Genomic DNA, 25,937 nt, shown 5'->3' on the forward strand with positions numbered 1-25,937 from the left:
TGAAATTAAGGCAATACGGTTGCGCCCATCAAGTAGCGGTCCACTTCTCTTGCCACTTCTCGGCCTTCATTGATTGCCCAAACGATGAGGCTTTGCCCTCTTCTTGCATCTCCGGCAGCGAAAACCCCTTCGACATTCGTTCTGTATTCGCCATAGACGGCATCAATTTTTTGATTGACTGTTTCTACGCCAAATTGAGTTAAGAGCGGCATTTCCGTTCCTTCAAATCCGATTGCGATGAAAACGAATTGTGCAGGCCATACTTTTTCAGTTCCAGGAACTTCCCTGAAAATGTACATTCCGTCATCGCCTTTGATTTTTTCCATGGAGATTGTGTGCAGTTCTTTAACGTTGCCATTTTCATCGGCGACGATTTTTTTTGTTTGGATTGAATATTGACGCGGATCTGCACCAAATTTCGCTTCCGCTTCTTCATACGCATAATCAAGGGAAAAGACATTCGGGTAGGCTGGCCACATATTATCAGATGTACGGGCTGTCGGAAGGATCGGATGCTTCCCGAATTGTACGACGCTCTTACATCCCTGGCGAAGGGCAGTTGCGACACAGTCAGCTCCTGTATCCCCGCCGCCGATTACGATGACGTCCTTCCCCTTCGTGTCTATAAACTTGCCGTCTTCAAAATTGGAATCCAGCAGGCTTTTAGTCGATGTAGTCAAGTAATCCATTGCAAGGTGAATGCCTGATGCCCCGCGTCCTTCAATTACCAGGTCACGCTGCTTTTGGGCACCTGTGCAAAGGATGACTGCATCATACTGATCTTTCAGTTCTTCGGCTGTTATATCTTTGCCTACTTCTGTATTGGTAATGAAATCGATGCCTTCCTGGGTCAATAATTTGATTCGGCGTGCAACGATATCCTTTTCAAGTTTCATGTTCGGGATTCCGTATGTCAACAGCCCGCCTGCACGGTCTGAGCGCTCATAAACCGTGACCGAATGACCTGCTTGATTCAACAGGTCGGCACTCGCCAATCCTGCCGGGCCTGAACCGATGATGGCAATTTTCTTGCCGGTCCTGCTTTCAGGGATGCGAGGCGTTATCCAGCCATTTTCAAATCCTTTATCGATGATGGTCCGTTCTATGTTCTTGATGGTAACGGCAGGATCGCTTATCGCTACCGTACAAGACCCTTCACATGGGGCCGGGCAGACGCGCCCGGTGAATTCAGGGAAATTATTCGTTTTCGATAAACGGTCCAATGCTTCTTTCCATCTGCCGCGGTACACCAAATCATTCCACTCCGGAATAAGATTATGAATCGGACAGCCCGTAGTGACTCGGTTCAATTCCATGCCCATATGGCAGAAAGGGGTGGCGCAGTCCATACACCGCGCTCCCTGTGTACTTAACTTTTCATCAGAGAAAGGAGCTGTATACTCTCTCCAGTCGTTTAAACGAGTGAGAGGATTCCGGTCTTTTGGTTTTTCTCGCGGATAATCCATAAATCCTGTTGCTTTTCCCATCTTTCTCTCCCCTTTCTTACTGCATCACAGCTTGTTTAGTGATTTTTTTATCTTGAACGGCATTTGCTTGGAATGCACTCATGATCGCTTCTTCATCCGTTAGCCCTGCACGCTTCTGCTCATTGATGCTTTTGATCATCCGTTTGTAATCTTTCGGAATGACTTTTACGAATTTCTTGGCGAAATCCTCCCAGTTCTCCAGTACATACGATGCTTTGGCACTTTCTGTATAATGAAGGTGGCTGTAAAGCATTTCTTTTACCTCGTTGGCATCACCCATATCATCAAGCGTTTCGAATTCTATCATTTCACCATTGCATAATGCCTTGAATTCTTCTGCATCATCAGCAAGTACATAAGCGATGCCGCCTGACATGCCTGCCGCAAAGTTTTTGCCGACGTCACCCAGAATGACCACGCGTCCGCCTGTCATATACTCACAGCCATGGTCTCCTATCCCTTCAACGACGACATTGACTCCACTGTTCCGTACGGCAAATCGTTCTCCCGCACGGCCATTAATGTAGGCCTCGCCGCTTGTTGCACCATATAAGGCGATATTTCCGGCAATTACATTGTCCCCGGCCTCGATCTGATTGCCAGAAGGTGCCGTGACAATGATCTTCCCGCCAGATAAGCCTTTCCCAACATAGTCATTCACATCACCAGTCAAATACATCGACATCCCTTTTGGAATGAACGCACCAAAGCTCTGGCCCGCCGATCCTGTAAAACGAAGTGTGATCGTATCTTCAGGCAACCCTTCCTCACCGTAGCGTTTGGATACTTCACTGCCGACAATCGTTCCGACCACACGGTTCACGTTGGTAATCGGGAAGCTGACATCCACCTGGGTTTGGTCATTTAAAGCAGGCTCCACAACAGGTAAAATCTCACGGATATCCAAAGATTCTTCTATTTTATGGTTTTGAGGAAGTTGATACGTACGAATCCCCTCCGGTTGGAAAAGAAGTGTCGTCAAGTCCAGATGCTTCGCTTTCCAATGGTTTTGCGCCCGCTCGCTCACTTGTAAAACATCAGTGCGGCCTACCATCTCTTCAAGTGTTCTAAAGCCAAGCTCAGCCATCGTTTCCCGGACTTCCTCAGCGATGAAGCGCATGAAATTCACGACATGATCCGCATCTCCAGTGAATTTGCTGCGAAGTTCAGGGTTTTGGGTAGCTACCCCGACAGGACATGTATCCAAATGGCAAGCACGCATCATGACACAGCCTAGGACCACAAGCGGTGCTGTAGCAAAGCCGAATTCTTCCGCTCCAAGGATAGCTGCCATGACCACATCGCGTCCCGTCATTAACTTCCCATCCGTTTCAAGGACAACACGGCTGCGCAAGCCATTCAGCATCAGTGTTTGGTGTGCTTCGGCAAGACCCAGCTCCCAAGGAAGACCAGTATGTTTGATACTCGTTTTTGGTGATGCACCCGTACCGCCATCATACCCGCTGATAACGATGACATCTGCGGCTCCTTTGGCCACGCCGGCTGCGATCGTGCCTACACCTGCTTTTGACACAAGCTTGACGCTGATCCTGGCATCACGGTTCGCATTTTTCAAATCATGGATCAGCTGTGCCAAATCTTCAATCGAATAAATATCGTGATGCGGAGGCGGTGAAATCAGGCCGACACCCGGTGTGGAACCGCGGACCTCTGCAACCCAAGGATATACTTTGTTTCCGGGCAGCTGGCCGCCTTCACCCGGCTTAGCACCTTGCGCCATTTTGATTTGAAGTTCATCGGCATTAACAAGGTAATGGCTTTTCACTCCAAAACGGCCGGACGCAATTTGTTTAATGCCGCTGCGGCGATTATCGCCGTTTTCATCCAGTTGGTAACGGCTAGGGTGCTCCCCGCCTTCACCGCTATTGCTTTTTCCGCCTATACGGTTCATCGCGATCGCTAATGTTTCATGTGCTTCCTGACTCAATGAACCGAATGACATCGCACCCGTTTTGAATCGGCTGACGATGGATTCCACGGATTCCACTTCATCTATTGAAATGCTTTGGCGTTTTTGATCGAACGAGAATAAATTCCGTAAAAACCCGAGTCTCTCTTCATTCGCCAAGTTTGAATATTGCTTAAATAAATTATAATCGCCTTTCCGGCACGCCCATTGCAATGTATGGATCGTTTTAGGATTGAAAGCATGATGTTCCCCTGTTTTTCTCCATTGAAAGTCACTTCCGCTTTCAAGTGTTTCATCAAGGGAATCGGCTGCAGCTTTCCTATGGCGAATCAACGCTTCATCTGCGATCGTTACCAAATCGATCCCACTAAGCTGCGATGCCGTACCGCTGAAATAGCGTTCGATCACATCAGCACCGATTCCGACCGCTTCGAAAATTTGTGCGCCGCGATAACTTTGAATCGTTGAAATCCCCATTTTCGACATCACTTTTACGATGCCTTCTGTCACAGAGCTTACATATTTCCTTACCGTTTCTTCGTAGCTGGTGGCCAAACTGCCTTCCAATACCGCCTGCTTATATGTTTCATAAGCAAGATATGGGTAAATCGCATCCACGCCATACCCGATTAGGGATGCATAATGATGGACTTCCCTTGCTTCCCCCGATTCAACGATAATGCTCACCTTCGTACGGTTACCATGGCGGATCAGCTCTTGATGAAGGGCGCTCGAAGCCAGCAGGGAAGGAATCGCAGCTTTTTCTTTGCTCATATCCTTGTCAGATAATATCAAAAGGCTGACACCATCAGCGATCGCTTGTTCCGCTTCACGGCAGATGCGATCGAGTTCACTCTCTAAATCTTCTGAAAATAAAGTGTGAATGACTTTGCTCCTGAATTCAGGATAGGCATTTTCTTTCAACTGCTGCATTTGACCTGGCGTCAAAACAGGTGAATCCAATTGAATGCGGCGGCTGTTCGTTTCATCCGGCTTCAGCAAATCTCCTTCCGCACCGAGAAATGTCATCGTTGACGTGACGATCTGTTCACGCAGCGAATCGATCGGCGGGTTGGTTACCTGTGCAAAAGATTGTTTGAAATAGTTGAAAAGCGATTGCGGGCGATCTGATAAGACCGCTAACGGAATGTCATTGCCCATGCTGCCCAGTGGATCTTTGCCTTCGTTAATGACCGGCAGTAAATACTTTTGGACATCTTCATACGTGTATCCGAACGCTTTTTGCCTGAATAATAAATCACTCAAAGGCTCCCCTTCGAGGACAGGTTCTTCGTCACTTAATTGAACAAGCTGTTCGTCCAGCCATTGCTGGTATGGATTTTCCTGTGCCATTTCCGACTTGATCTCTTCATCGGAAACAATACGGCCTTCCTCTAAATCTATTAAAAGCATTCTGCCTGGGCTTAAACGATCTTTATATAATACATTCTCCGGCTCCACATCGATCACGCCGACTTCAGAGGAGAAAATGATGTAATCATCTTTTGTTACATAATACCTTGCCGGCCTTAAACCATTTCGATCAAGGATGGCACCGATTTGCTTGCCATTCGTAAAGGATATGGCCGTCGGTCCATCCCATGGCTCCATGAGCATGCTATGATATTCGTAAAATGCTTTCTTTTCCTTCGTCATATGCGGATTTTCCGTCCACGGTTCAGGAATGAGCATCATCGCCGCATGTGCCGGTTTACGCCCGGCAAGCACGAAGAATTCAAGTGCATTATCAAGAATCGAGGAATCACTGCCGTCTATATCCAGAATAGGCAGGACCTTTTGCAGGTCATCCCCGAATGCTTCCGAAACAAACTGCTGCTCACGCGCTTTCATCCAATTCACATTACCTCTAAGCGTATTGATTTCACCATTATGGATCAGGTAACGGTTTGGATGTGCCCGTTCCCAGCTAGGAAAAGTATTCGTACTGAAGCGGGAATGCACTAAAGCGAAAGCGGAAACGAAAGACTCCTGTTGGAGATCAAGATAAAAAGCATCCACCTGCTCTGGCGTCAACAATCCTTTGTATACGATCGTAGCACTTGAAAGGCTGGCAAAATAAAAACGATTGCCGCGTTCCCGGGCCCAGTTTTCAGCTTGTTTTCTGATAACGAACAATTTACGCTCAAAAGCTAAATCATCGGTCATCTCTACGCTTGCCCCGATGAATACTTGGCGGATCGTCGGACATGTCTCCTTGCCGACCTCCCCGATTTTCGTTGCATCAACAGGAACCGTTCTCCAGCCTAATAACGTTTGGCCCTCTTGTTCGATAAATGCATTCAAACGAGCTTCGATTTTATTCCGTTCATCATCATCGTTAGAGAAAAAGAGCATGCCTACACCATAGCGTCCTTTTGCCGGCAAATTCATTTCCGGGCATGCCAGCCTGAAATATTCATCAGGAATCTGTACCATTAATCCTGCGCCATCTCCTGTAAGGGGATCGCTGCCTTGTCCGCCGCGATGATCTAATTGGCACAGCATATTCAGTCCTTGTTTGACGATGTCATGTGTAGCAAGCCCTTTTAAATGAGCGTATAAACCGATCCCACATGCATCATGTTCAAATTCAGGATGGTAGAGCCCTTGTGCTTTTGGTATTTGATTGTATGTCATATTAATCGCCCCCATCGTATTCTTACACCGTTATGTCACTTACATTTATTCTAGGTTTTCAAATCGATATAAACAATATATAATTCTAGTAGAATCCATCTCAATTTGAGATGAATGGCAGGAGGATGAATAAATGGAACTACGACAATTACGTTATTTTGTTGAAGTCGCCGAGAGGGAACATGTCTCAGAAGCCGCAGAACACCTGCATATCGCACAATCAGCAATCAGCCGGCAAATCTCCAGACTGGAAGATGAGCTTGGCGTACTTTTATTCGAGAAAGTCGGCCGGAATATCCAGTTAACCCCAATTGGTAAAATTTTCTTGATTCATGCCAAAACGGCGATACAGGCGATTGAATATGCCAAATATCAAATTGAGGAGTTTTTGGACCCTGAACACGGAAGCATTAAAATCGGGTTCCCGACCAGCCTCTCCACCCATTTACTGCCTACCGTCATTTCCGCTTTTAAAGATGAGCAGCCGAATATCGGCTTCCACTTAAGACAGGGATCTTATTCCTCTTTAAAGGAAGCTGTCAAAAATCGCGAAATCGGATTAGCCTTCCTTGGACCGATCCCGACAAACGATCCAGATATCGAGGGTCATATCCTATTCACGGAAAACATATCCGCCTTACTGCCAATCACTCACCCATTGGCCGATAGGAAGAGTGTGCGCCTAAGTGATTTAAGAAATGATCCCTTCGTCTTGTTTCCAAAAGGATATATCTTTCACACTATCGCTCTCGAAGCGTGCAAAGCAGCCGGTTTCACACCGAACATCGCCTCGGAAGGTGAAGACATGGATTCCATAAAAGGGCTCGTTTCTGCCGGAATCGGAGTCAGTCTGCTCCCTGACAGTACCTTTTATGAAGTCATTCCAAGACTCACTGTCAAGATCCCGATCGATACACCCGAAGTCAAACGGACGGTCGGCATCATCACTCCTAAAAACAGGGACTTGGCTCCATCAGAAAAACTATTTTACCAATTTGCCAAAAAGTTCTTCTCTGTTCTCGAACAATATCAATAAAACATGGCCTTCAAAACTGTTAATGGAAATTGAAGATGGGACAGATCTTCCCATAAATATTTCACTAGACAACTTACCTATAGCCCACTGAACGAATAATGTATCAAGATTATTCGTTCAGGAGGAATTTACATGCAACCCACCCATTCACATCTTGCTTGGCATGAAACACTCGAGCTTCATGAGTTGGTCGCCGCCCAGTCCAATGCCCTTATGAAATTTAAAAAAGCCTATCCAAAAATAAAAGACCCCATTCTAAAAACGATATATAAGCAAACGATCGACACCCTTACCCAAAACATCATGGAGCTGCTGCAATTTTACCCGTTGACGCCTAAAACGGGCAGGGACGACGATGTATCAAGGGATGACGCATCGGCCGCCGCTGCCGGGGAATTGCTGGGCTTTGCCAAATCATCGATCAAAAATTACGCAATGGCGATTACGGAAACAGCCACCCCTTCCCTTCGAAAGGTATTTAAGAAACATTTAAATGGAGCCATCGATACCCATGCCAAGATATTCAACTACCTTTATGAAAGAAACCTCTATCCTGCTTACGATTTGAACCAATTGCTTCAAAATGACGTCGATGTTGCCAATAAGGCTCTTTCCCAACCTTTCTAAATGCGAAAAAAGGCAAGCATACCGATCGCTTGCCTTTTTTGCCGCGTTCCGATTCCGTTTTTCATTATAATGTTATAATATATAAGAATTGGATTTAATTAGGTTATTAGTATTCAAGGGGTGAAAATCATGAAAAAGATCTATTTATCCATCATCCTATCCCTGCTCTCCTTTTCTTTAGTTGCTTGTAAGGCCGATGATCAAAAATCCGAGAATAACCTTTCAGTTCCAGAGCTGACAGCAAGGGAGAAAGCCATCCTCGAGAATTCAAGTGAACATTCCTTTCTTATCGATTTCAGTGTTGATGATACATACAAGGAGATGTCCGTCTGGGTCGAAAAATATGAATTTGGCAAACTTGTCGAACCTGAAATGGGACGCATGACAACGGGGATTGAAAAGAATGGGACAATCATCTTTACGACATCGAAAACGGATGATGATCAAAAACGATCGATGTTCAACGTCAGCATTCAAAACGATGATGGTACGGATACGTTTACTTATCCTGAAAAAATCGAAAAGAAGGATGCCAGCGTATCGGGCAGTCCAGATAAAATCGTTATAAAGAAAGATAACAAGCCAGTATTGGCGAGCATTTGTTATTCAAGCAATCAGGAAGGCATACATTCACTTTCCACTGATTTTCATGACGATAGTGATAGCCATATGGACGAGTTGAAGGAATACGATGTGGTCTACCTTCTAAGAAGTGAATTTACTAAATGAGCTGACAAATGCAGGGGCAAGTTTGTTTTAACACGATACTATTGCAAAAGTTGAACGTTAAACTCTATGAATTCGAGAAAGTAAATGAGGCATTTGAAGAGTCAAAAAAGGTTTGTCATCTAATGGTTGATGATGAAAAAACCATTGGATGACCGATTTTGCTCATTTGAGATGAGTAAGTCCAAGTTATAGGATGGAAGTAAATTTTCTAGATTTAAAAAAGGGGTTGAAGGAAGAGGTATTTGGGTGTAATCTTTAAAAATAATAAAACCGAAAGAAGATCATTAATTTGAAGAAAATCATCCTCCTCTTTGCAGCAGTAGTCATTGCGAGCTCTCTCGGACATCAAATAACCGGCGGATATATGGACCCTCGAAAATCCCGCCCTCGGTATATACATTTGAAATAAGGAATCCGCTTTTGCGCTTGATTCCTTATCATTTCGGGAGTAAATAAATATTAATTTCCTTAAATTACTCAGTATCCTCATTATTTCTCTCCAAGATCAGATCACCCTTATTTGATATATATCCATCTTTTCCTGCTTTATCGATATACACGTTATAGCCTTTTTTCAGTTCGATTTCGATTGGTTTTTTCACTTTTTCGTCGATTTCCAATTGAATCGTTTGCAAACTTTCGGTTTCCGTTTCATCCTTTATATCGACAAACACTCGGATTTTGTCATTTGTCCTTGATAGTACATAATTCCCTGCTTGTATTTCTGTACCTACCACATAATGACCAGGATCTTTAAGGATGATTTTTTGACCAATTTTCGCTGCATTTTTAAATGTAGATGGCCTGAATTCAATTTTCCCTTTAAGCGAGATATTACCATTCATATGAAAAGGCACCGCATGAAAAATATCATTTTTATGCATTTTGTCACCAAAAAATTCCGCTTCATTATCGAGGGCTTTAATATCATAATAGCCTGGATCGATATCTTTACCGACAATGATTTTTTGTGATTGTAACACCTTATAGGAAGCAGTATTATTTTCAGCATTTCTGGCATCTTCACTATCGGATGAAGAAGCAAAGTACAATTTATATATAAGGAATCCGCCTACTAATACTAGTAAGCTTAACGCTGCCATTCTTTTATTTAGAGTCAAGTACGATTCCTCCATTATCCATCTTTATATATTCATCTGCTAATGCTTCTAAATCCTGTTTATGATGGCTTGTCAAAATGATGAGTGCGCCGCGCTCCTTTTCTTCTTTCAAGATTTGATAAACTTGAAGTACACCTTCTTCATCGATTGCATTTGTTGGTTCATCCAATAATAAAATATCCGGTTTTTCAAATATAGCTTGGGCGACACTTAAACGTTGTTTCATTCCTAACGAAAACTTTCCTACCTTCATTTTTGAATCGGGATCAAGACCGACTTTTTTTATAGCCAATGTAATATCCCCATCAGTGGCGATTTTCCTGATTTTTGATAATATTTTTAGATTTGTATAGGCATCGTACTGGTGCAGCAGGGAAGTGTTTTCAATAATGACACTAATATTAGAAGGAAATGAGATATCCTTATGAAGTATTTTTTCATCTATCGAAATTTCTCCGGAGCTCGGCATGATTAATCCTGCAATCGCTCTAAGCAGCATTGTTTTACCTGAGCCATTCCTTCCATATAAACCATATATTTTTCCGCCGCTAAACTCATAATTAATATCATGTAAGAGAGACTTTTTCTTCATCTGTTTATTTAAAGAGCTAATTCGTATTTTTGTCATTGTGCACCTCAATTAGGTTAAATCCATTTTCTTTAATCGTGTATATGATATAGCACATATAATGATTGATATTACGGTTAAAATCATATAAGCAATGACCGGCGATAATCCAGCTGATTCAGGTAAATCCACCCTTACATACATTCCGAAATTGGGAATTAAAAAATATAATATCCACGTCAGCTTTTGTACTGATAAAATAACTCCCCCTAAAGTAACTGAAAAAAGCACATAAACATTTATCACCAATAAAGATACTTGTTCCGTTAGGTAAAGCTCGAGTGCCATTTGAATAAAAATAAGGACAAAATTGGTCATAATATATAGACCTGTAATACAAATAAATGATTGAAGATCATGATAAAAAAAGGCATGATCCTCATTAGTTAGATAAGCGAATATGATAGAGGCAAGAACTTGGATCAAAGATAATCCTGATATAAGGATCATTAACTTAATGATTCTGCTAATGCCAAGTTTCACCCTGCTTTTTTCCCTGATCATCAGGTATACCCCATAACCGGAAATATACTGCCGCAAATATCCTAATGATAAAAAACTCAATCCGGAAAAGAACATATACCATGTTCCCAATAAAACAAATTCATTATTAATCGGAACTCCGCTAACGATCAGAAATCCTGTAAGATCGGCTTTAGAGCCATCAAAATGATTAAATAAAAAAATTTGCAAACTGATTACCAACAACATGGTTAAGAAGATTCGTTTAGTCATTTGATACCTCAATAATGAAATCTTTTTTCTCGATGGCAAATTGCCCAATTAATATCATTACAATAGATAGCAATAATTCTTTTCCAATCATGATCAATGACTGATGCCCTGATATTCCGCTGCTTAGAAAAGGATCTATAATATTTAATGCACTGGCTGGTGTCCAAGGAACATTCAGATAACTATTCAACAAATATAAGAGAAAACATATACAAAAGGTCCCTGCCATCGCTATGATTGAATTGGAAAAATCAAAAATGAAGTAATAAAGCATTCCAGCCGAGAAATAAATACATGTTAACAGAGCTAGATTAAGAAGGCATATGTTCCAATAATTCGAGGAGAGAAAATGAAATCTATCGAATATGAAAACACCTGCAAAATTAATCGTTAAAATGCAAAATGAATATATAAATGAACTTTTAAAAACTTGGATTGTCCTTCTCCGGTATAAATGCATTCTTGATTTTAATCTAACAATTGTTTGTGGATGCTCATCTTCAATAAAAAAACGATAAAATAATAATAAGGGAATAATATAAGTCACCAGCAAATTTTTAATTGAGAGATAGCCATCTACACTTCCACTTACATCAATGATTAATGGATACGATGGGTCCGCTTGCTTTATTTTTAGATAATGAATATTATAGATCATCCATAAACATCCAAATAAAAGTAAAAACAGCATGGATAAATATACTTTTTTTTGATTAGACTTCATCACTTTTCACCTTATAAATGAACCCAATCGTGATTATCGCTAAAAAAAGGATTGTAGATTTAAAGAAAATGAAAATGAAATCTTCTAAGTTCACTTCGTTAAAAGGTTGGATAATCAATGCTAATGAATGATGTAATCCCAAAATTTGCGAGAACCAAATAACAAAGCTTAATGGATACGTATACTTCATATCAGTAAAACACCAACTAAGGACGGTAGCCATCCCTGCGCATAAACTAGTGAAAAAACCAAAAATGATTATATAAATGACATTACTAATAGTAGGCATTGAATTAACAAGGATATATAAAGGATTTTCAGGGAACAGGTCTGGTGACAAACCCTGGTCAAATTCACCATTCATAAACACCAAGTATGTAATAAACATGTTGAATAACAAGCAACAAACAATGACTAAAAAGGAAAATGACATATTTCCGAATAACATGGTCTTATAATAAGAGAATCGCCCTTTTTTAGTCGCTACGATATATCGGTAGCCTGTTCTGTAGTCTTGGATATAACTATCAGCACACATAATTAATAGAAAAATGGGCAAAAACCATATTAGGATTATTTGCATCATATGGCCTAATGAACTTCCCGCTAAAAAAGTGGCTAAATGGGGTGCTAACGATTCTGATGAATACAGTGTTGATGAAAAATTCCCCATCAGAATAAAGATATCAATAATTACAATTGCCAATATACATAACACTATGAACTTTGTTTTTCTATATTTTGTTAATCTATAATAATAACTATTCATTTTTTCTCCCTTTATAAAACCATCTTGAATAAAGAGCCATCCAAGATGGCTTCACAATGATCATCATTATTTTATTTATTATACTCAGTGGTGTAATAAGTATTATATTGTGAAGGTAATATTCTCCCCGTCTCCTCATCCCAGTACCCTTTTACCGAATAGCTGTTAGAACTATAATTATTATTTTCTGCTGTTAATCTTACATTAGCGGCATTAGCTCCTGAATTGCCTTTAATATAATGGTTGCGCCCACTATTTTCACCGCCGCTACCAGCTTTAACTTTCACTGCAGGGGATACATTTGTACCATTGCTTTTTTCTAACCAATAAGTAGTTAAAGTATTAGTTCCTTCTGTAGATTTATACATTCTCACTTTCCATGTATTCCGTTCCGTAGTCGTTTGGCGATACTCTGTACCTGTGTACGAGTTAGCTTGCTCTTTCTTAATCGTAAATGAATATCCCAAATTGTCATTTCCAGCTTCAACTGAAAGCGTTCCTAACCCAATTGAGCAAGCTAAAATAGTCCCTAATGCTATTACTCTTACTTTTTTCATATTATCCCCTCCTGAAAATTTACTTTACAGGTTAATAATACAACTTTATACCTACATTGCCAATTTTTTATGATAAAAAAGAACTATTTTGTAAAAAAATATAAATATAACCTTAATTATACTGTGTTTCCTAATAGTGGTTTTTTATAAATCAAGACTTTAAATGACCATTGGCAAGTCAAAAATAGTCGCACAAAAATGTCGGAATCCTCACCCATTTTAATTAAGATATCAAACATCTCATCCTTATCATCTTATCTTAAGCTACAACAAATCGGCTGTTGGGACTGGGAAACTGGCATCTACACAACTAAAGGACATCTTAACAAAAAAAGGCCGTTTAACATGTAGTTAAACGGCCTTCCCCTGTTGCTATTTAGCTTTCTTTACGGTTACTTTTGTTGCTTTCCCTGTATTGCCCGCTTTGTCTTTTGCTGAGACGTATAATGCGGACCCTGCTTTTTTCTTGCTGATTTTGACGGAGAAGTTCCCCTTACTATCAGCTTTTGCCGTTCCGATGTTTTTATTGCTGTACTTCACGGTAACGGTTGAACCTATTTCCGCTTTACCAGTTACTTTTGTTGCTTTATCGTTTACTTCATTCACTTTAGGTGTACCTGGAGCGGTTTTATCTTTAACCGTTACTTTTGCTGCTTTTCCTGTATTGCCCGCTTTGTCTTTTGCTGAGACGTATAATGCGGAGCCAGCTTTTTTCTTGCTGATTTTAATGGAGAAGTTCCCCTTACTATCAGCTTTTGCCGTTCCGATGTTTTTATTGCTGTGCTTCACGGTAACGGTTGAACCGATTTCCGCTTTACCAGTTACTGAAGTAGCTTTATCGCTTACTTCTTTCACTTTCGGTGCATCTGGGGCGGTTTTATCAAGAACCGTGACGCTTGCCGCCTTGCTTTCACGTTTTGCTAAGTCTGTAGCCGTGACTGAAAGTTTAGTTCCGGCCTTTTGCTTGCTGATTTTCACTTTGAAATTCCCTTTGCTGTCCGTGTTACCTGAACCAATCACTTTTTTTGCACTATTTTTGATCGAGATTTTCATGTCCGCTTGCGATTGACCCGTTACATACGTATCTTTGTCACTTAAAGCTTTGACAGTTGGCTTGTTAGGGGTTGCACCCTTATTCACGAATACTTTGATTGAAGATACTGCTAGTTTGGAAGAATCAGAGATATTCACAGTAAGCAGCTGCGCAGCTTTTTGGACCGGAATCGTAACGCTGAACGTTCCGTTGGCTGACGCCGTTCCTTTACCGAGCGTTTTGCTTCCGCTTTTCACTTCGATCACTGACCCTTTTTTAGCTGAACCAGTCAGTTTTGTTTGCGTATCCATCACAAGATTGACTTTAGCATTCAAGTCCACTGCACTAAGTGCACTGTACGCATTCAATCTTCCGTATCCAGAGACTAAATCTTTTCCGACAGGAAGTTCTTCTTCCGGTATGATGATTTCGCCATCTTCCGGTACATAGTCCTCATAAGGGTCTACATTATCTTCTTCTTCAAAAGCGACATATTCCGATGTCTCATGAAGGATTTCCCTTACTTCATTCACTTTCAACCCAGGGTTTCCGGATAATAATAAGGCTGTAGCTGCCGCAACATGGGGAGCTGCCATTGATGTACCATCCATGTAAGTAACATTCCCGTTAGGCACAAGGCTTGGGATGGCTGTCCCTGGTGCGACCATGTCCAACTTCGATCCATAATTGGAATAATCGGATACTAAATCAAGGGCATTGGTTGCACCGACGGATATGGCGTATTTTGATGATGCAGGATAAGAAAGACCTTCCATCCCATCATTACCGCTTGCCACGACAACCATTACATTCTTGGCAGCGGCATGTTTCAAGGCATATTCGATCGTCCTGCTATATTCTCCGCCCAAGCTAAGGTTTATGACCTTTGCACCATGATCCACGGCATATTTAATGCCTAGTGCAATTTTCTCATTGTCTCCAAATCCTGAAGAGTCCAAGACCTTCACAGGCATGATTTTAGCTGCCGGATTGATTCCTTGCATGGAATAACCGTTATCTGCTTTGGCAGCGATGATTCCGGATACATGTGTACCATGGCCATTGTCATCGATTGCTTTTTCTTTCTTATCGATGAAATTCTTACCTGACTCCATTTCAACGACACTCTGTAGATCCGCAAGTGAATCATCGACACCTGTGTCGATAACCGCTACCAACGTATCTTTTAAATTACGTTTCTTAATAAGGTTCTGCAGTTTTTCGTTATCGATGTCCGCTCCCTTTACGCCTTCTTCCCCGCCGGCGTTATTCAAAGACCATTGATACGGTGATTGAATGTCGGCAGAAAGTGCTTTGTACGTTTTTACCGCTTCGATATATTCCACTTCTGGAAGTTTTTCGATACCGGAAAGAGCTGCTGTGCTCATTTTAGCTTGGTTCTTTAACTCGACGACATACATATCATCATACAGAACCTCTTGTTGCTTAGGTGCCGATAATGTTCCATATCCTTTTCCGCTTATCTTGGATTGGACAGCGCTTAATGACTTCCCTGGTTTAAGTTTGACGATATATTTGTTCTTTACATTTTTCGAAGCAGGAAGTTCGATTCCCGCTTTGCTTGCGATATCGACGATCCTCTCACCTGCAAGCTTATCAAGATTGATTTTCTTTGCAATGGCGTCCATATCCTTTTTCAATCCGGCCGGAGCAACATCTGCCGACTTTTTGAATAAGGCCTTGATCGCTTCTTGCTGCTTGTTGCTAATGACTGCCGTACTGCTTGCTCCATTTTCATTAAGATCCTCGATAAGGGGCTTAATCTCGACTAAGTGATTATAAACGGCTTCCCTTGCCGTTTTATTACCAGCCAGATGGAGGGCCAGGAATGGCGAAGCTTTATAGTATAAAGAGGAAAGGGTACGTCCCTCAGATGACTTCGTGAGAACTTCATCTCTAAACACGCGGAGTGTTTTCAACATGGATTCTCCCGTTTTCTTATCGTTTACACTCACTTCAACCGGGCAAGATTCAAGCTCCTCCCCTTCGTCCCCGGCAGATGGCGGCAATGTCACTGAATGCGCATTGATGGAGTATTCAGCTACATTTTCCGCATCCGGAATGGGATTTCCCTCATCATCCGTATCGCCGAAATATTCAACTTTAACATAATATGTGCCTTCCCAAGCATATGGGAAATCGACTACAGCTTTTTCATCAGGATAAGAAGAGACAATATAATTGCTCTCATCTTTTTCTGCTTTTTCTTTATCTTGATATACGGAGATATTCAAGATTTTGTCCGAATTGACTTCGAACTCAATATGGGAGAACTTTTGTACTTCTTCTGTTGTGGGACTGATTTGGTACCATTGAACATCCGGTTTTTCAAACTTTCCGTCCAGAGTGTCCCCATTTTTAATCGTTTTTACATTTTCAACGGGTGCTGCAGCTGCTGCTTGAGAATTCAGTGGAACCATCAAGCTGAAAATCAGTGCAAAAATTAGTGCACACGCCGTAATTCGACTCACATTCTTAAATTTCACGGTTTTCCCTCCAATAATTGGTTAAAAAATAACAGTACTATACCAAACTATCACACTGTAAAATTTTATCAACCAATTTTTTCCCTTTTTTATGTCAAATGCTTGATTTATTTGGCCATAGAGCTGAAAAATGATTCGCACGAACCAATTAAGCAAGATATTTGCGTTCCGATTTCCTCTCATGACGATAGTAGATGTCCATTTGGCAGATTGGATGCTAATAGAGTCAAATCGGTGAGTATCCTAACATGACCTTTTTCCCATGGTCAGCCAATGCCACGAAAAAAAGCTGTCCCAGCAGTAAAAATATGCGGGACAGCTTCCAATCATTTTTATTTAGTTTGCGACGATATTGACTAATTTACCTGGTACGGAAATCACTTTACGAACGGTTTTCCCATCGATTTGTTCTTTGATGGAATCATCACCCATCGCGATTTCTTCCAGTTTTTCTCTCGTAGTGTCAGTCGGCACCATTAATTTCGCTTTGACTTTTCCGTTGATTTGGATGACGATTTCGACTTCGTTATCCACTAACTTCGCTTCGTCGAAAGCCGGCCATGTTCCGTACGTGATGCTCTCGGAATGGCCCAGTTTAGACCAAAGCTCCTCGGCGATATGAGGTGCAACTGGTGCAAGCAGCTTTACGAAGCCTTCGATATACACCTTAGGAAGCGAATCCGCTTTATAAGCATCATTAATGAATACCATCAATTGTGAAATCGCCGTATTGAATTTCAATTCCTCATAGTTCTCGGTCACTTTTTTAACCGTTTGATGATAGACTTTTTCGAGCTTGCCCGTGTCATCCGTCTCTGTCATCTTATCTGTGATCGTCCCGTCATCGTTGACTAATAAACGCCAGATACGGTCAAGGAATCTGCGAGAACCGTCCAATCCGTTTGTGGACCAGGCAATCGAAGCATCCAATGGCCCCATGAACATTTCGTACATGCGAAGTGTATCGGCACCATGGCTTTCCACGATATCATCCGGATTCACGACGTTCCCTTTGGATTTACTCATTTTTTCATTATTCTCACCAAGGATCATTCCTTGGTTAAATAGGTTCTGGAACGGTTCCTTCGTTGGCACGACACCGATATCGTACAGGAATTTATGCCAGAAACGAGCGTAAAGCAAGTGAAGCACCGCATGCTCAGCGCCGCCAATATAAATGTCGACCGGCATCCATTCTTTTAATTTTTCCGGATCGGCAAGTGCTTCTTTGTTATCCGGATCGATATAACGAAGGAAGTACCAGCTGCTTCCTGCCCACTGTGGCATCGTGTTCGTCTCACGGCGTCCTTTTCGTCCGTTTTCATCCGTTACATTCACCCATTCCGATATGTTCGCAAGTGGTGATTCACCTGTACCCGAAGGCTTAATGTCCGTAGTTTTCGGTAAAATCAATGGAAGTTCTTCTTCCTTCACTGGAGACATCGTGCCGTCTTCCCAATGGATGATTGGAATCGGTTCACCCCAGTAACGCTGACGGCTGAATAACCAGTCGCGAAGGCGGTATGTTATTTTTTTCGTGCCGATTTCTTTTTCTTCCAGCCATTTGATCATGGTCGAAATGGCTTCTTCCTTATTCAACCCATCAAGGAATTCCGAATTCACATGAAGTCCATCGCCTGTATATGCTTCACTTGTCACATCTCCGCCAGCTACGACTTCCTTGATCGGCAAGTCGAACTTTACTGCGAATTCATAATCTCGCTCATCATGGGCAGGAACGGCCATGATTGCTCCTGTTCCGTAGCTGATCAACACATAATCGGCAATCCAGATCGGCATTTTTTCGCCGTTTACCGGGTTAATCGCATAAGCCCCCGTGAACACGCCTGATTTATCCTTTGCCAAGTCTGTTCTTTCCAAGTCGCTTTTATGTTTCACTTCATCTAAATAGGCCTCAACTGCCGCACTTTGATCAGCTGTCGTAATTTTATCGACAAACGGATGTTCAGGTGCCAATACGGCATATGTTGCACCGAATAACGTATCCGGACGAGTCGTGAACACCGTGAATGTTTCATCAAAGCCATCGATATTGAATGTAACCTCCGCTCCCTCGGAACGGCCAATCCAGTTACGCTGCATATCCTTGATGTTTTCCGGCCAATCCACATCATTCAGATCGTCGATTAAACGATCAGCATACGCCGTGATGCGAAGCATCCACTGTTTCATTGGGCGGCGCTCAACAGGATGGCCTCCACGCTCACTTTTCCCATCGATTACTTCTTCATTCGCCAATACCGTACCAAGTGCAGGACACCAGTTAACGGCCACTTCATCAATATAGGCAAGGCCCTTTTCATATAATTTCAAGAAGATCCATTGCGTCCATTTGTAATAGTCGGGATCTGTCGTGTTTATTTCACGATCCCAATCATAAGAAAAACCAAGGGCTTTGATTTGGCGGCGGAACGTATTGATGTTGTGCTCCGTGAATTCAGCTGGATCATTTCCCGTATCGATCGCATATTGCTCTGCCGGAAGTCCAAAAGCGTCCCAGCCGATCGGATGCAATACATTATACCCCTGTGCCCGTTTCATCCGTGCCAGGATGTCGCTTGCCGTATAACCTTCTGGGTGCCCCACATGAAGACCAGCCCCTGAAGGATATGGGAACATATCCAGCGCGTAGAATTTGCGTTTGCCGCTTTCTTCACCCGTTTTGAATGTCTTATTGCCTTCCCAATACTTTTGCCATTTCGTTTCTATGCTTCTATGGTCAAAACTCATATGATTTCCTCCTAATTTCCGTATAAAAAACAATAAAAAACCCCTCATCCCAAAATAGGGACGAGAGGATTATGTATATCTTCCCGCGGTACCACCCACATTGGCGATAGCTAAAATCCGCCCAGCTTAAAACATCCGTAACATGGATTAAAACGCCAGGCATTACTTATTCATTCACACCCGGGACTCCAAGGCGAGTTCGCGACCGTCCCAGGTTGACTTGCACCATCCGTCAACTCTCTTTACTGGTTTAAACCGCTACTATTCCTCATCATAGTCTTTATGAGAATATTGATTTTATTTCATTCTAGTCAATTTCACCGATAATTGCAATAGCCGTACATAAACATTATCGACAGGTTTTTCATTATATATGCGAATTCAGGAAAATTCGTGCAAAAAAGGGAGCTATTCATTCATAGCTCCCCCGCTCATTTAATGTCGCAGTAAAATCATTTCATTCCTCAATTCGTTCAACTGCTGCTTCATCCGCGAAAGCATTTCCCGTTGCTGGTCATTCGAACTGGCATACAATCGTTCCATATCCGTCAAAGCCTCTTCGATATACCTTTGCGAATTTTGAAATTGTTCATCATCATAATGCTCCTGCCGTGAGGCCTCGTTAAATTCAAACTCTGCAAAATGGAGAGCCCCTTCACATTGCTCTAAAAAATGATCGACGGATTGTCTGGTTGCCATTTCAAACCCTCTCCTTCGCGTCTCATTTGGATGATTCGGAATCATCTTTTCTAGTTTGAGCAAATAACGGGAGGATTATCATTTTTTTTTGAGCAATCAACCTTTATCCCAAAACTTCTCACCTTGATGGGAAATGAACTGCTCGATCCATTCGGCAAAGCCCATATGGAGCTTCTCGCCTTCTTCAAAATCATCGATATGGCCTTTTACCATTAAATACTCCTTATCGCCTTTGGCGACGGCTTCCCCATCGATCACAATATTATCTTGATAAATGCAGGCCACTTTATAGCATCCCTCGTAGGAATTTTCATATGTGTAATTAATAATATCATCCAAGCTGTATAAATCGTTTTCCCCGCCTGATTCCACATTATCGAACAGACGGCATCCATTGGTTATTTTTAAAAACTCCTTATAATCATCAGGCAGAAGCAGTCCGGTTTTCTTTTCAAAGGAATGAATTTGTTCATCCGAAGCAGGTGAATTGAAGGTGCAAGTGGCTTTGTATGTGAACCCATCTTCATTTACTTCGATCACCTGATTATTTTCGGCTAATTTCTTTTTCATTTGTTTGATCGCTTCTTCAACTTGACCGGTCATGTCCATCAGCTCCCGATTGGATATAGTCATTCAAAGATAAACTGGAAATAGCAGCAAAATATTTAGCCTTCAAGTATACAGTATACGCTTATTTTTCAAAAAAAGACCTAGCTGCGAGAATGTTGTATAATATATGTTGCGCTTTATTTTATTTAGGAGGTTGCTGATTTGAATCAAGCAAACCCGTTTATATATGCAACGGACAACAAACGATATCATACATGGAATTACCACCTGAGAGAACATTTTGGACACAAGGTCTTTAAAGTTGCCCTGGATGGCGGTTTTGACTGTCCGAACCGTGATGGCACCGTCGCACATGGCGGCTGTACCTTCTGCAGTGCCTCAGGCTCTGGTGACTTCGCTGGCAGCAGGGTTGAACCCTTGGACGTCCAGTTTAAGAAAATCAGCGAACGGATGCACCATAAATGGAAAGATGGAAAATATATGGCCTATTTCCAAGCATTCACGAATACACATGCACCCGTGGCAGAGCTTCGCGAGAAATATGAAAGTGTATTGACCCAGGAAGGTGTCGTCGGACTCTCCATCGCGACACGCCCGGATTGCCTTCCAGATGATGTAGTCGAGTATTTAGCGGATTTGAACGAACGCACTTACCTTTGGGTCGAGTTGGGTCTTCAGACGGTCCATGAAAAGACCGCAACGATGATCAACCGCGCCCATGACTTCGATTGCTACAAAGAAGGTGTCGATAAACTGCGCAAACATGGCATCCGCGTCTGCTCCCATATCATCAATGGCCTTCCTCAGGAAGATTACGGCATGATGATGGAAACAGCCCGTGAAGTCGCCAAACTCGATGTGCAGGGGATAAAGATCCATTTACTTCATCTATTAAAAGGGACACCGATGGTCAAACAATATGAAAAGGGCCTGCTCGAGTTTCTTGACCGTGACGATTATGTCAGCCTTGTATGTGACCAGCTGGAAATAATCCCTCCAGAAATGATCGTTCATCGCATTACGGGGGACGGTCCGATCGATTTGATGATCGGTTCAATGTGGAGCGTAAATAAATGGGATGTCCTGAATGCCATTGACGCCGAACTGAAACGCCGCAACAGCTGGCAGGGGAAAAATCATCACATGGAGGTACAATCATGAAGCTAGATCGAATTTTGCCTTTTGCCAGGATTCTGCTGGAAAAAGCGGTCCGCCCCGGGGATATAACCATAGATGGCACGATGGGCAATGGCTTTGATACCGTCTTTCTTGCAGGACTTACAGGTGCAGACGGACATGTCTATAGTTTTGATATTCAGAAAGAAGCGATCGAAGCCACAGCGGCAAAACTGAACGCCGAGAATTTACAAGAGCGCTGTACCCTCATTCACGCTGGGCATGAACATTTAAGCAAATATATCAGGAAAGAACATTCCGGAAAGGTCACAGGTGCCATCTTCAACCTGGGCTACCTACCTGGCGGAGACAAATCAATCATCACCCAAGCCGAGACGACGATATCAGCCATTGAACAGCTGTTCGAACTGCTGGCGCCTGAAGGCATCATCATCCTCGTCATATACCATGGTCATCCAGGGGGATCGGCAGAACGGGATGCATTGATGGATTATGTAGAGAACTTCCCTCAACAGAAAGCCCATATCCTGAGATACGGGTTCATCAACCAAGCAAACAATCCGCCATTCATTGTCGCGATTGAAAAGAGATGATAAATCCGACACCGTTCTATACGAACGGTGTTTTTTCCATCCCAGCTCGCAGGCAGCAGAATTACCAATCATAACTTTTTGAATTTTTCGTCTATAATGATTATAATGATAGAAAATAGATAAGAGGGTGCAGAAAATGGAACATTTGCCTACTTCATTACTGACGGATATATTGACTGAAAAAATCAAAAGGGATTCAAGTGAGCAATACGGGGATTTTGTCAACTCGCTCAACTCGTTGACAGAAGAACAAAAAACCATGGAGGACCTCAAACAATTTGACCATCATTTTGATAAGTTCCTGCCACAGCTCGATTTAATGATTTCCACCCAAAACCATGAAGCGATCATGAATATGAAAGCGACGCTTTTGGACCTATTCGCCAATGACTTGACCTTCAAATCCATTTATCTCCTATCCACTGCATTATCCAACAAAAAGGAACTTACTCATTTGAACCAATTTATGTATCCGGTTACTTTCTGGGCACCGGTCATCAAGTCGAACGAATTGCTTAAAAACGCAGGCTGATCCAAAAAAGCTGCCGAAGTCTAATGAACTGCCCCGTAAATGTTAGACACCAAACTAACATTTACGGGGTGTTTTTTATGGCTAATTTTTCTGCCCAACAGAAAATATTCATTGTACGACTTTACCTTGAAGGAAAGCACAGCTATATGGATCTTCAGAAAATATTTGAAGTTTCTTATCAAATGATTCAAGGATGGGTTCGTTTATACCAAATTCAAGGAGCCGATGGATTTAAGAAATCCTATACAAGTTATTCTACGGAGTTTAAAATGGATGTACTTAATTATATGAATGAAACGGGTATATCTTCTTACGACGCAGCCGCAAGGTTTAATATTTCATCTCCAGCGCTAATTCGGACGTGGAGAATAAATGTTAATGCCTATGGATTAGATGCCCTAATTTCTAAGAAAAAGGGGAGACCATCCATGAAAAAAGATATCAATCCATCCAAACAAATTGAAGGTTCGGTTAAAGAGCTTGAAGAACGAATTAAACAACTGGAAATGGAGAATGCGTATTTAAAAAAGTTAAATACTTTAGTTCAAATGCAGGAAAAATTACAACCAAAATCAAAGCGCAAGTAATTTATGAACTAAAGTCCATTTATGAGGTTGTGGCCTTAATTAAAGTCGCTGATATTCCACGTAGCACGTACTATTATTGGGAAAAACGCTTGAATCGAGAAGATAAGTATTCGAAGGTAAAAGCCACTATTCAGTCTATCTATCATGAACATAAAGGACGTTACGGTTATCGTCGTATCACAAAAGAGTTAAAAAAATATGGGTTTTCTCACAATCCAAAGACCATCAACCGCCTCATGAATGAAATGGGCGTAAAATGTTTAGTCCGTATGAAAAAGTATCGTTCGTATAAGGGGCGTGTTGGTCGAATTGCCCCCCATATTTTACAACGTGATTTTCAAGCCGAGAAAATGAATCAAAAATGGGTAACAGACGTAACGGAATTTCATTTATTTGGGGAGAAACGTTACTTATCCCCTATCCTTGATTTATGTAATGGTGAAATTATTGCCTACAAAGTGATGAAACGGCCTGTTTATAAACTTGTTGGAGATATGTTAGATGAGGCGATTAAACACCTAAAACCAGAAGATACGGTCATCCTCCATTCGGATCAAGGGTGGCATTATCAAATGAAGAAGTATCAAAAAACCTTAAAAGATTCCCGCATTATACAAAGCATGTCCCGTAAGGGAAATTGTTTAGATAACGCAGTCATGGAAAACTTTTTTGGCTTGTTAAAGTCTGAATTGCTTTATCTCCAAGAGTTTGAAAGTATGGAGCACTTTGAAAAGGAATTAGATGATTATATTCATTACTATAACCACAAACGAATGAAGGTAAAATTAAAAGACCTGAGTCCGATAGAATACCGAACTCAGGTCTTAGAAGCTGCTTAAATTATATGTCTAACTTTATTGGGTCAGATCATTTCATTTATCCTGAAGTATGTACGGATCAAACGACATACCCTAATATCTTTAAACGGTTTTCAACAAAACTCAGCGCATATTGAAATACATCATCACGCTCTGGTTCATTGAAGATTTCATGATAAAGCTTCGGCCATTCCTTATATTGCTTTTCACTGGCCAAATTATAATTGAACCACTCACGAACCGCCTTCTTGTTCACGATTCGGTCATCTCCGCCCTGCATCACCAAAAGCGGCACATCCTGAAATTCAGGAATCTCTTCAAAAGCATCCTTCATAGCCTGTGCAAGCTCGCGATACCAGCGAACCGAAACCTTTGTGATATATAATGTATCGTTTCTATCGGATTCACGAATTTCCGCACTTCTCGTCGCCATTTCAGGTGTCAATCCGGAATCCACCCTGAACTGAGGCATAACGATGTTCAAACCATGCGAGAGCATTGTAAGGAACTTCCGCGGCTTCGTCACGAGGCCCAAGCAAGGAGAAGAAAGAATCACTCCTGCAATGTCCCATTCCTCTTCCTGAAGAAGGCGTATCGAAATCAAACCGCCCATGCTGTGTCCAAGTAAAAAGACCGGCAACGAATATTCATAAGCCTCTTCTATCCAGCTTTTCACTTCGTCCAAATACTCATCAAAGGAATCGATATGTCCCCGGTAGGCGCGAGTAGTCATACCCTGCCCAGGAAGGTCGCCCATGACGACATGGTATCCAGCTGAAAGCCACATTTGTGTTACCCACTTATAACGTCCATGATGTTCCATTGCCCCATGAATGATGACAATGACGCCCTTTGCGTCTCCTTCTGTCTCCCATTTCCACATTCGAAATCCCCCTTTCATTTTCACTTGTTGTGTACGATCCATGATAGTTGAAATAATATATATAAATTATAACCATATTCGTGATTTTCGACAAAAAAGAAATCTAACAAGTTGTACATTGCTATTATAAATAGCCAAGTGTATTTGCATACGGTATATTAAAATAATACATAAAAACATTCACTTCGGAAAGGAAATGATTGAAAATGATTATTTATCCGTATAAAGGCAAAGAACCTGAAATTGCTGAAAGCGCTTATATTGCTGAAAATGCTGTCGTCACAGGTGATGTCAAAATTGGCGACGAAACATCAATCTGGTTCAATTCCGTCATTCGCGGTGATGTATCCCCAACCATCATCGGAAAAAAAGTCAGTATACAGGATAACAGCATCCTGCACCAAAGCCCAAATAATCCATTGATCATCGAGGATGAAGTAACCATTGGCCATCAGGTCATATTACATAGCTGTAAAATCCGCAAAGGAGCTTTAATCGGCATGGGATCGATCGTACTTGATGAAGCCGAAATCGGCGAAGGGGCTTTCATCGGTGCCGGCAGTCTCGTTCCCCAAGGCAAAGTCATTCCACCGAACATGTTGGCATTCGGACGTCCAGCTAAAGTCATCCGCGAAATCAACGAAGAAGATCGACAGGATATGGAACGCATCGTACGCGAATACGCCGAAAAAGGCCAATACTATAAAACGGCGGAACGAATAAAGTAATGCACGAGCACTTGACTGAAAATTACGAGTATTTGCTCCAAACTCACGAGTAAATACTGAAACTCAGCATTGCACCAACTTCCGAGTAAATTCTGAAACTCACGAGTATTTCTCCAAAT

Annotated in this window: 21 protein-coding genes and 1 other annotated feature; of the genes, 8 read left to right on the forward strand and 13 right to left on the reverse strand. The window is 41.9% G+C overall.

Annotated elements, in window-relative coordinates; translation table 11 throughout:
- Positions 1 to 5: 5 nt before the first annotated feature.
- Both gltD and gltB read right to left on the reverse strand, forming a co-directional pair.
- Positions 6 to 1,487, reverse strand: a complete 1,482-nt coding sequence (gene gltD, locus MHB45_RS21290; protein WP_340908092.1) for a glutamate synthase small subunit — start codon at positions 1,485 to 1,487, stop codon at positions 6 to 8.
- Between the two features lie 16 nt (positions 1,488 to 1,503).
- Complete coding sequence (gltB, locus tag MHB45_RS21295) at positions 1,504 to 6,054, reverse strand: glutamate synthase large subunit (protein WP_340908093.1); 4,551 nt, start codon at positions 6,052 to 6,054, stop codon at positions 1,504 to 1,506.
- A gap of 133 nt (positions 6,055 to 6,187) precedes the next feature.
- Between gltB and MHB45_RS21300 the strand changes: the two genes are divergently transcribed.
- From MHB45_RS21300 to MHB45_RS21310, 3 genes are all read left to right on the forward strand, one after another.
- The gene (locus MHB45_RS21300) at positions 6,188 to 7,090 is read left to right on the forward strand and encodes a LysR family transcriptional regulator (protein ID WP_048686286.1); all 903 of its coding nucleotides are present in this window, start codon (positions 6,188 to 6,190) and stop codon (positions 7,088 to 7,090) included.
- 132 nt (positions 7,091 to 7,222) lie between these two features.
- On the forward strand, positions 7,223 to 7,717 hold the full coding sequence (locus tag MHB45_RS21305; protein ID WP_048686288.1) for a spore coat protein: 495 nt from the start codon (positions 7,223 to 7,225) through the stop codon (positions 7,715 to 7,717).
- Positions 7,718 to 7,846: 129 nt separating this feature from the next.
- The gene (locus MHB45_RS21310) at positions 7,847 to 8,446 is read left to right on the forward strand and encodes a hypothetical protein (protein ID WP_340908094.1); all 600 of its coding nucleotides are present in this window, start codon (positions 7,847 to 7,849) and stop codon (positions 8,444 to 8,446) included.
- A gap of 473 nt (positions 8,447 to 8,919) precedes the next feature.
- On the opposite strand, the gene MHB45_RS21315 is transcribed toward MHB45_RS21310, so the two are convergent.
- From MHB45_RS21315 to MHB45_RS21360, 10 genes are all read right to left on the reverse strand, one after another.
- Positions 8,920 to 9,567 carry a hypothetical protein gene (locus MHB45_RS21315; protein ID WP_048686293.1) on the reverse strand — a complete coding sequence of 216 codons (648 nt, stop codon included), beginning with the start codon at positions 9,565 to 9,567 and terminating at the stop codon, positions 8,920 to 8,922.
- On the reverse strand, positions 9,554 to 10,195 hold the full coding sequence (locus tag MHB45_RS21320) for an ATP-binding cassette domain-containing protein (protein ID WP_072273689.1): 642 nt from the start codon (positions 10,193 to 10,195) through the stop codon (positions 9,554 to 9,556). Before MHB45_RS21320 ends, MHB45_RS21315 begins: the two co-directional genes overlap by 14 nt.
- A gap of 12 nt (positions 10,196 to 10,207) precedes the next feature.
- Entirely contained in the window at positions 10,208 to 10,930 is a 723-nt protein-coding gene (locus MHB45_RS21325; protein ID WP_048686297.1) for a DUF2705 family protein, read from the reverse strand.
- Entirely contained in the window at positions 10,923 to 11,654 is a 732-nt protein-coding gene (locus MHB45_RS21330) for a WxPxxD family membrane protein (protein WP_048686299.1), read from the reverse strand. The genes MHB45_RS21325 and MHB45_RS21330 overlap by 8 nt, the downstream gene beginning before the upstream one ends.
- Positions 11,644 to 12,423, reverse strand: coding sequence for a hypothetical protein (locus tag MHB45_RS21335; RefSeq protein ID WP_072273691.1), 780 nt, complete (start codon positions 12,421 to 12,423; stop codon positions 11,644 to 11,646). The genes MHB45_RS21330 and MHB45_RS21335 overlap by 11 nt, the downstream gene beginning before the upstream one ends.
- 71 nt (positions 12,424 to 12,494) lie before the next feature.
- On the reverse strand, positions 12,495 to 12,980 hold the full coding sequence (locus MHB45_RS21340; RefSeq protein ID WP_072273692.1) for a DUF2712 domain-containing protein: 486 nt from the start codon (positions 12,978 to 12,980) through the stop codon (positions 12,495 to 12,497).
- A gap of 372 nt (positions 12,981 to 13,352) precedes the next feature.
- On the reverse strand, positions 13,353 to 16,520 hold the full coding sequence (locus MHB45_RS21345; RefSeq protein WP_340908095.1) for an Ig-like domain-containing protein: 3,168 nt from the start codon (positions 16,518 to 16,520) through the stop codon (positions 13,353 to 13,355).
- A 336-nt stretch (positions 16,521 to 16,856) separates the two neighbouring features.
- On the reverse strand, positions 16,857 to 19,271 hold the full coding sequence (gene leuS, locus MHB45_RS21350) for a leucine--tRNA ligase (RefSeq protein ID WP_340908096.1): 2,415 nt from the start codon (positions 19,269 to 19,271) through the stop codon (positions 16,857 to 16,859).
- A gap of 53 nt (positions 19,272 to 19,324) precedes the next feature.
- Positions 19,325 to 19,555, reverse strand: a binding site (T-box leader).
- Positions 19,556 to 19,706: 151 nt separating this feature from the next.
- Positions 19,707 to 19,970 (reverse strand): DUF2524 family protein, encoded by a 264-nt coding sequence (locus MHB45_RS21355; protein WP_034310579.1) that lies wholly within the window; start codon positions 19,968 to 19,970, stop codon positions 19,707 to 19,709.
- A 96-nt stretch (positions 19,971 to 20,066) separates the two neighbouring features.
- On the reverse strand, positions 20,067 to 20,573 hold the full coding sequence (locus MHB45_RS21360) for an SMI1/KNR4 family protein (protein ID WP_340908097.1): 507 nt from the start codon (positions 20,571 to 20,573) through the stop codon (positions 20,067 to 20,069).
- A gap of 168 nt (positions 20,574 to 20,741) precedes the next feature.
- Between MHB45_RS21360 and MHB45_RS21365 the strand changes: the two genes are divergently transcribed.
- From MHB45_RS21365 to MHB45_RS21380, 4 genes are all read left to right on the forward strand, one after another.
- Complete coding sequence (locus MHB45_RS21365; protein ID WP_340908098.1) at positions 20,742 to 21,701, forward strand: TIGR01212 family radical SAM protein; 960 nt, start codon at positions 20,742 to 20,744, stop codon at positions 21,699 to 21,701.
- A complete protein-coding gene (locus tag MHB45_RS21370; protein WP_048686312.1) occupies positions 21,698 to 22,270 on the forward strand; it encodes a class I SAM-dependent methyltransferase in 573 nt (190 codons plus the stop codon). The genes MHB45_RS21365 and MHB45_RS21370 overlap by 4 nt, the downstream gene beginning before the upstream one ends.
- A 136-nt stretch (positions 22,271 to 22,406) precedes the next feature.
- Positions 22,407 to 22,802: a hypothetical protein gene (locus MHB45_RS21375; protein WP_048686314.1), complete on the forward strand. Its 396-nt coding sequence runs from the start codon at positions 22,407 to 22,409 to the stop codon at positions 22,800 to 22,802.
- 77 nt (positions 22,803 to 22,879) lie between these two features.
- A protein-coding gene (locus MHB45_RS21380; RefSeq protein WP_114238069.1) for an IS3 family transposase occupies positions 22,880 to 24,228 on the forward strand; the annotation gives its coding sequence in 2 pieces (ribosomal slippage) (positions 22,880 to 23,339 and positions 23,339 to 24,228; 1,350 coding nt in all).
- A gap of 58 nt (positions 24,229 to 24,286) precedes the next feature.
- Here MHB45_RS21380 and MHB45_RS21385 read toward each other — a convergent pair.
- Positions 24,287 to 25,090, reverse strand: coding sequence for an alpha/beta hydrolase (locus MHB45_RS21385; RefSeq protein WP_034310569.1), 804 nt, complete (start codon positions 25,088 to 25,090; stop codon positions 24,287 to 24,289).
- 209 nt (positions 25,091 to 25,299) lie between these two features.
- Here MHB45_RS21385 and MHB45_RS21390 point away from each other — a divergent pair, with 209 nt between their 5' ends.
- Positions 25,300 to 25,818 (forward strand): gamma carbonic anhydrase, encoded by a 519-nt coding sequence (locus MHB45_RS21390; protein ID WP_053537396.1) that lies wholly within the window; start codon positions 25,300 to 25,302, stop codon positions 25,816 to 25,818.
- Positions 25,819 to 25,937 lie beyond the last annotated feature (119 nt).

Source organism: Peribacillus sp. FSL K6-5616, from assembly GCF_038008245.1.
Lineage (GTDB): Bacteria > Bacillota > Bacilli > Bacillales > DSM-1321 > Peribacillus > Peribacillus frigoritolerans.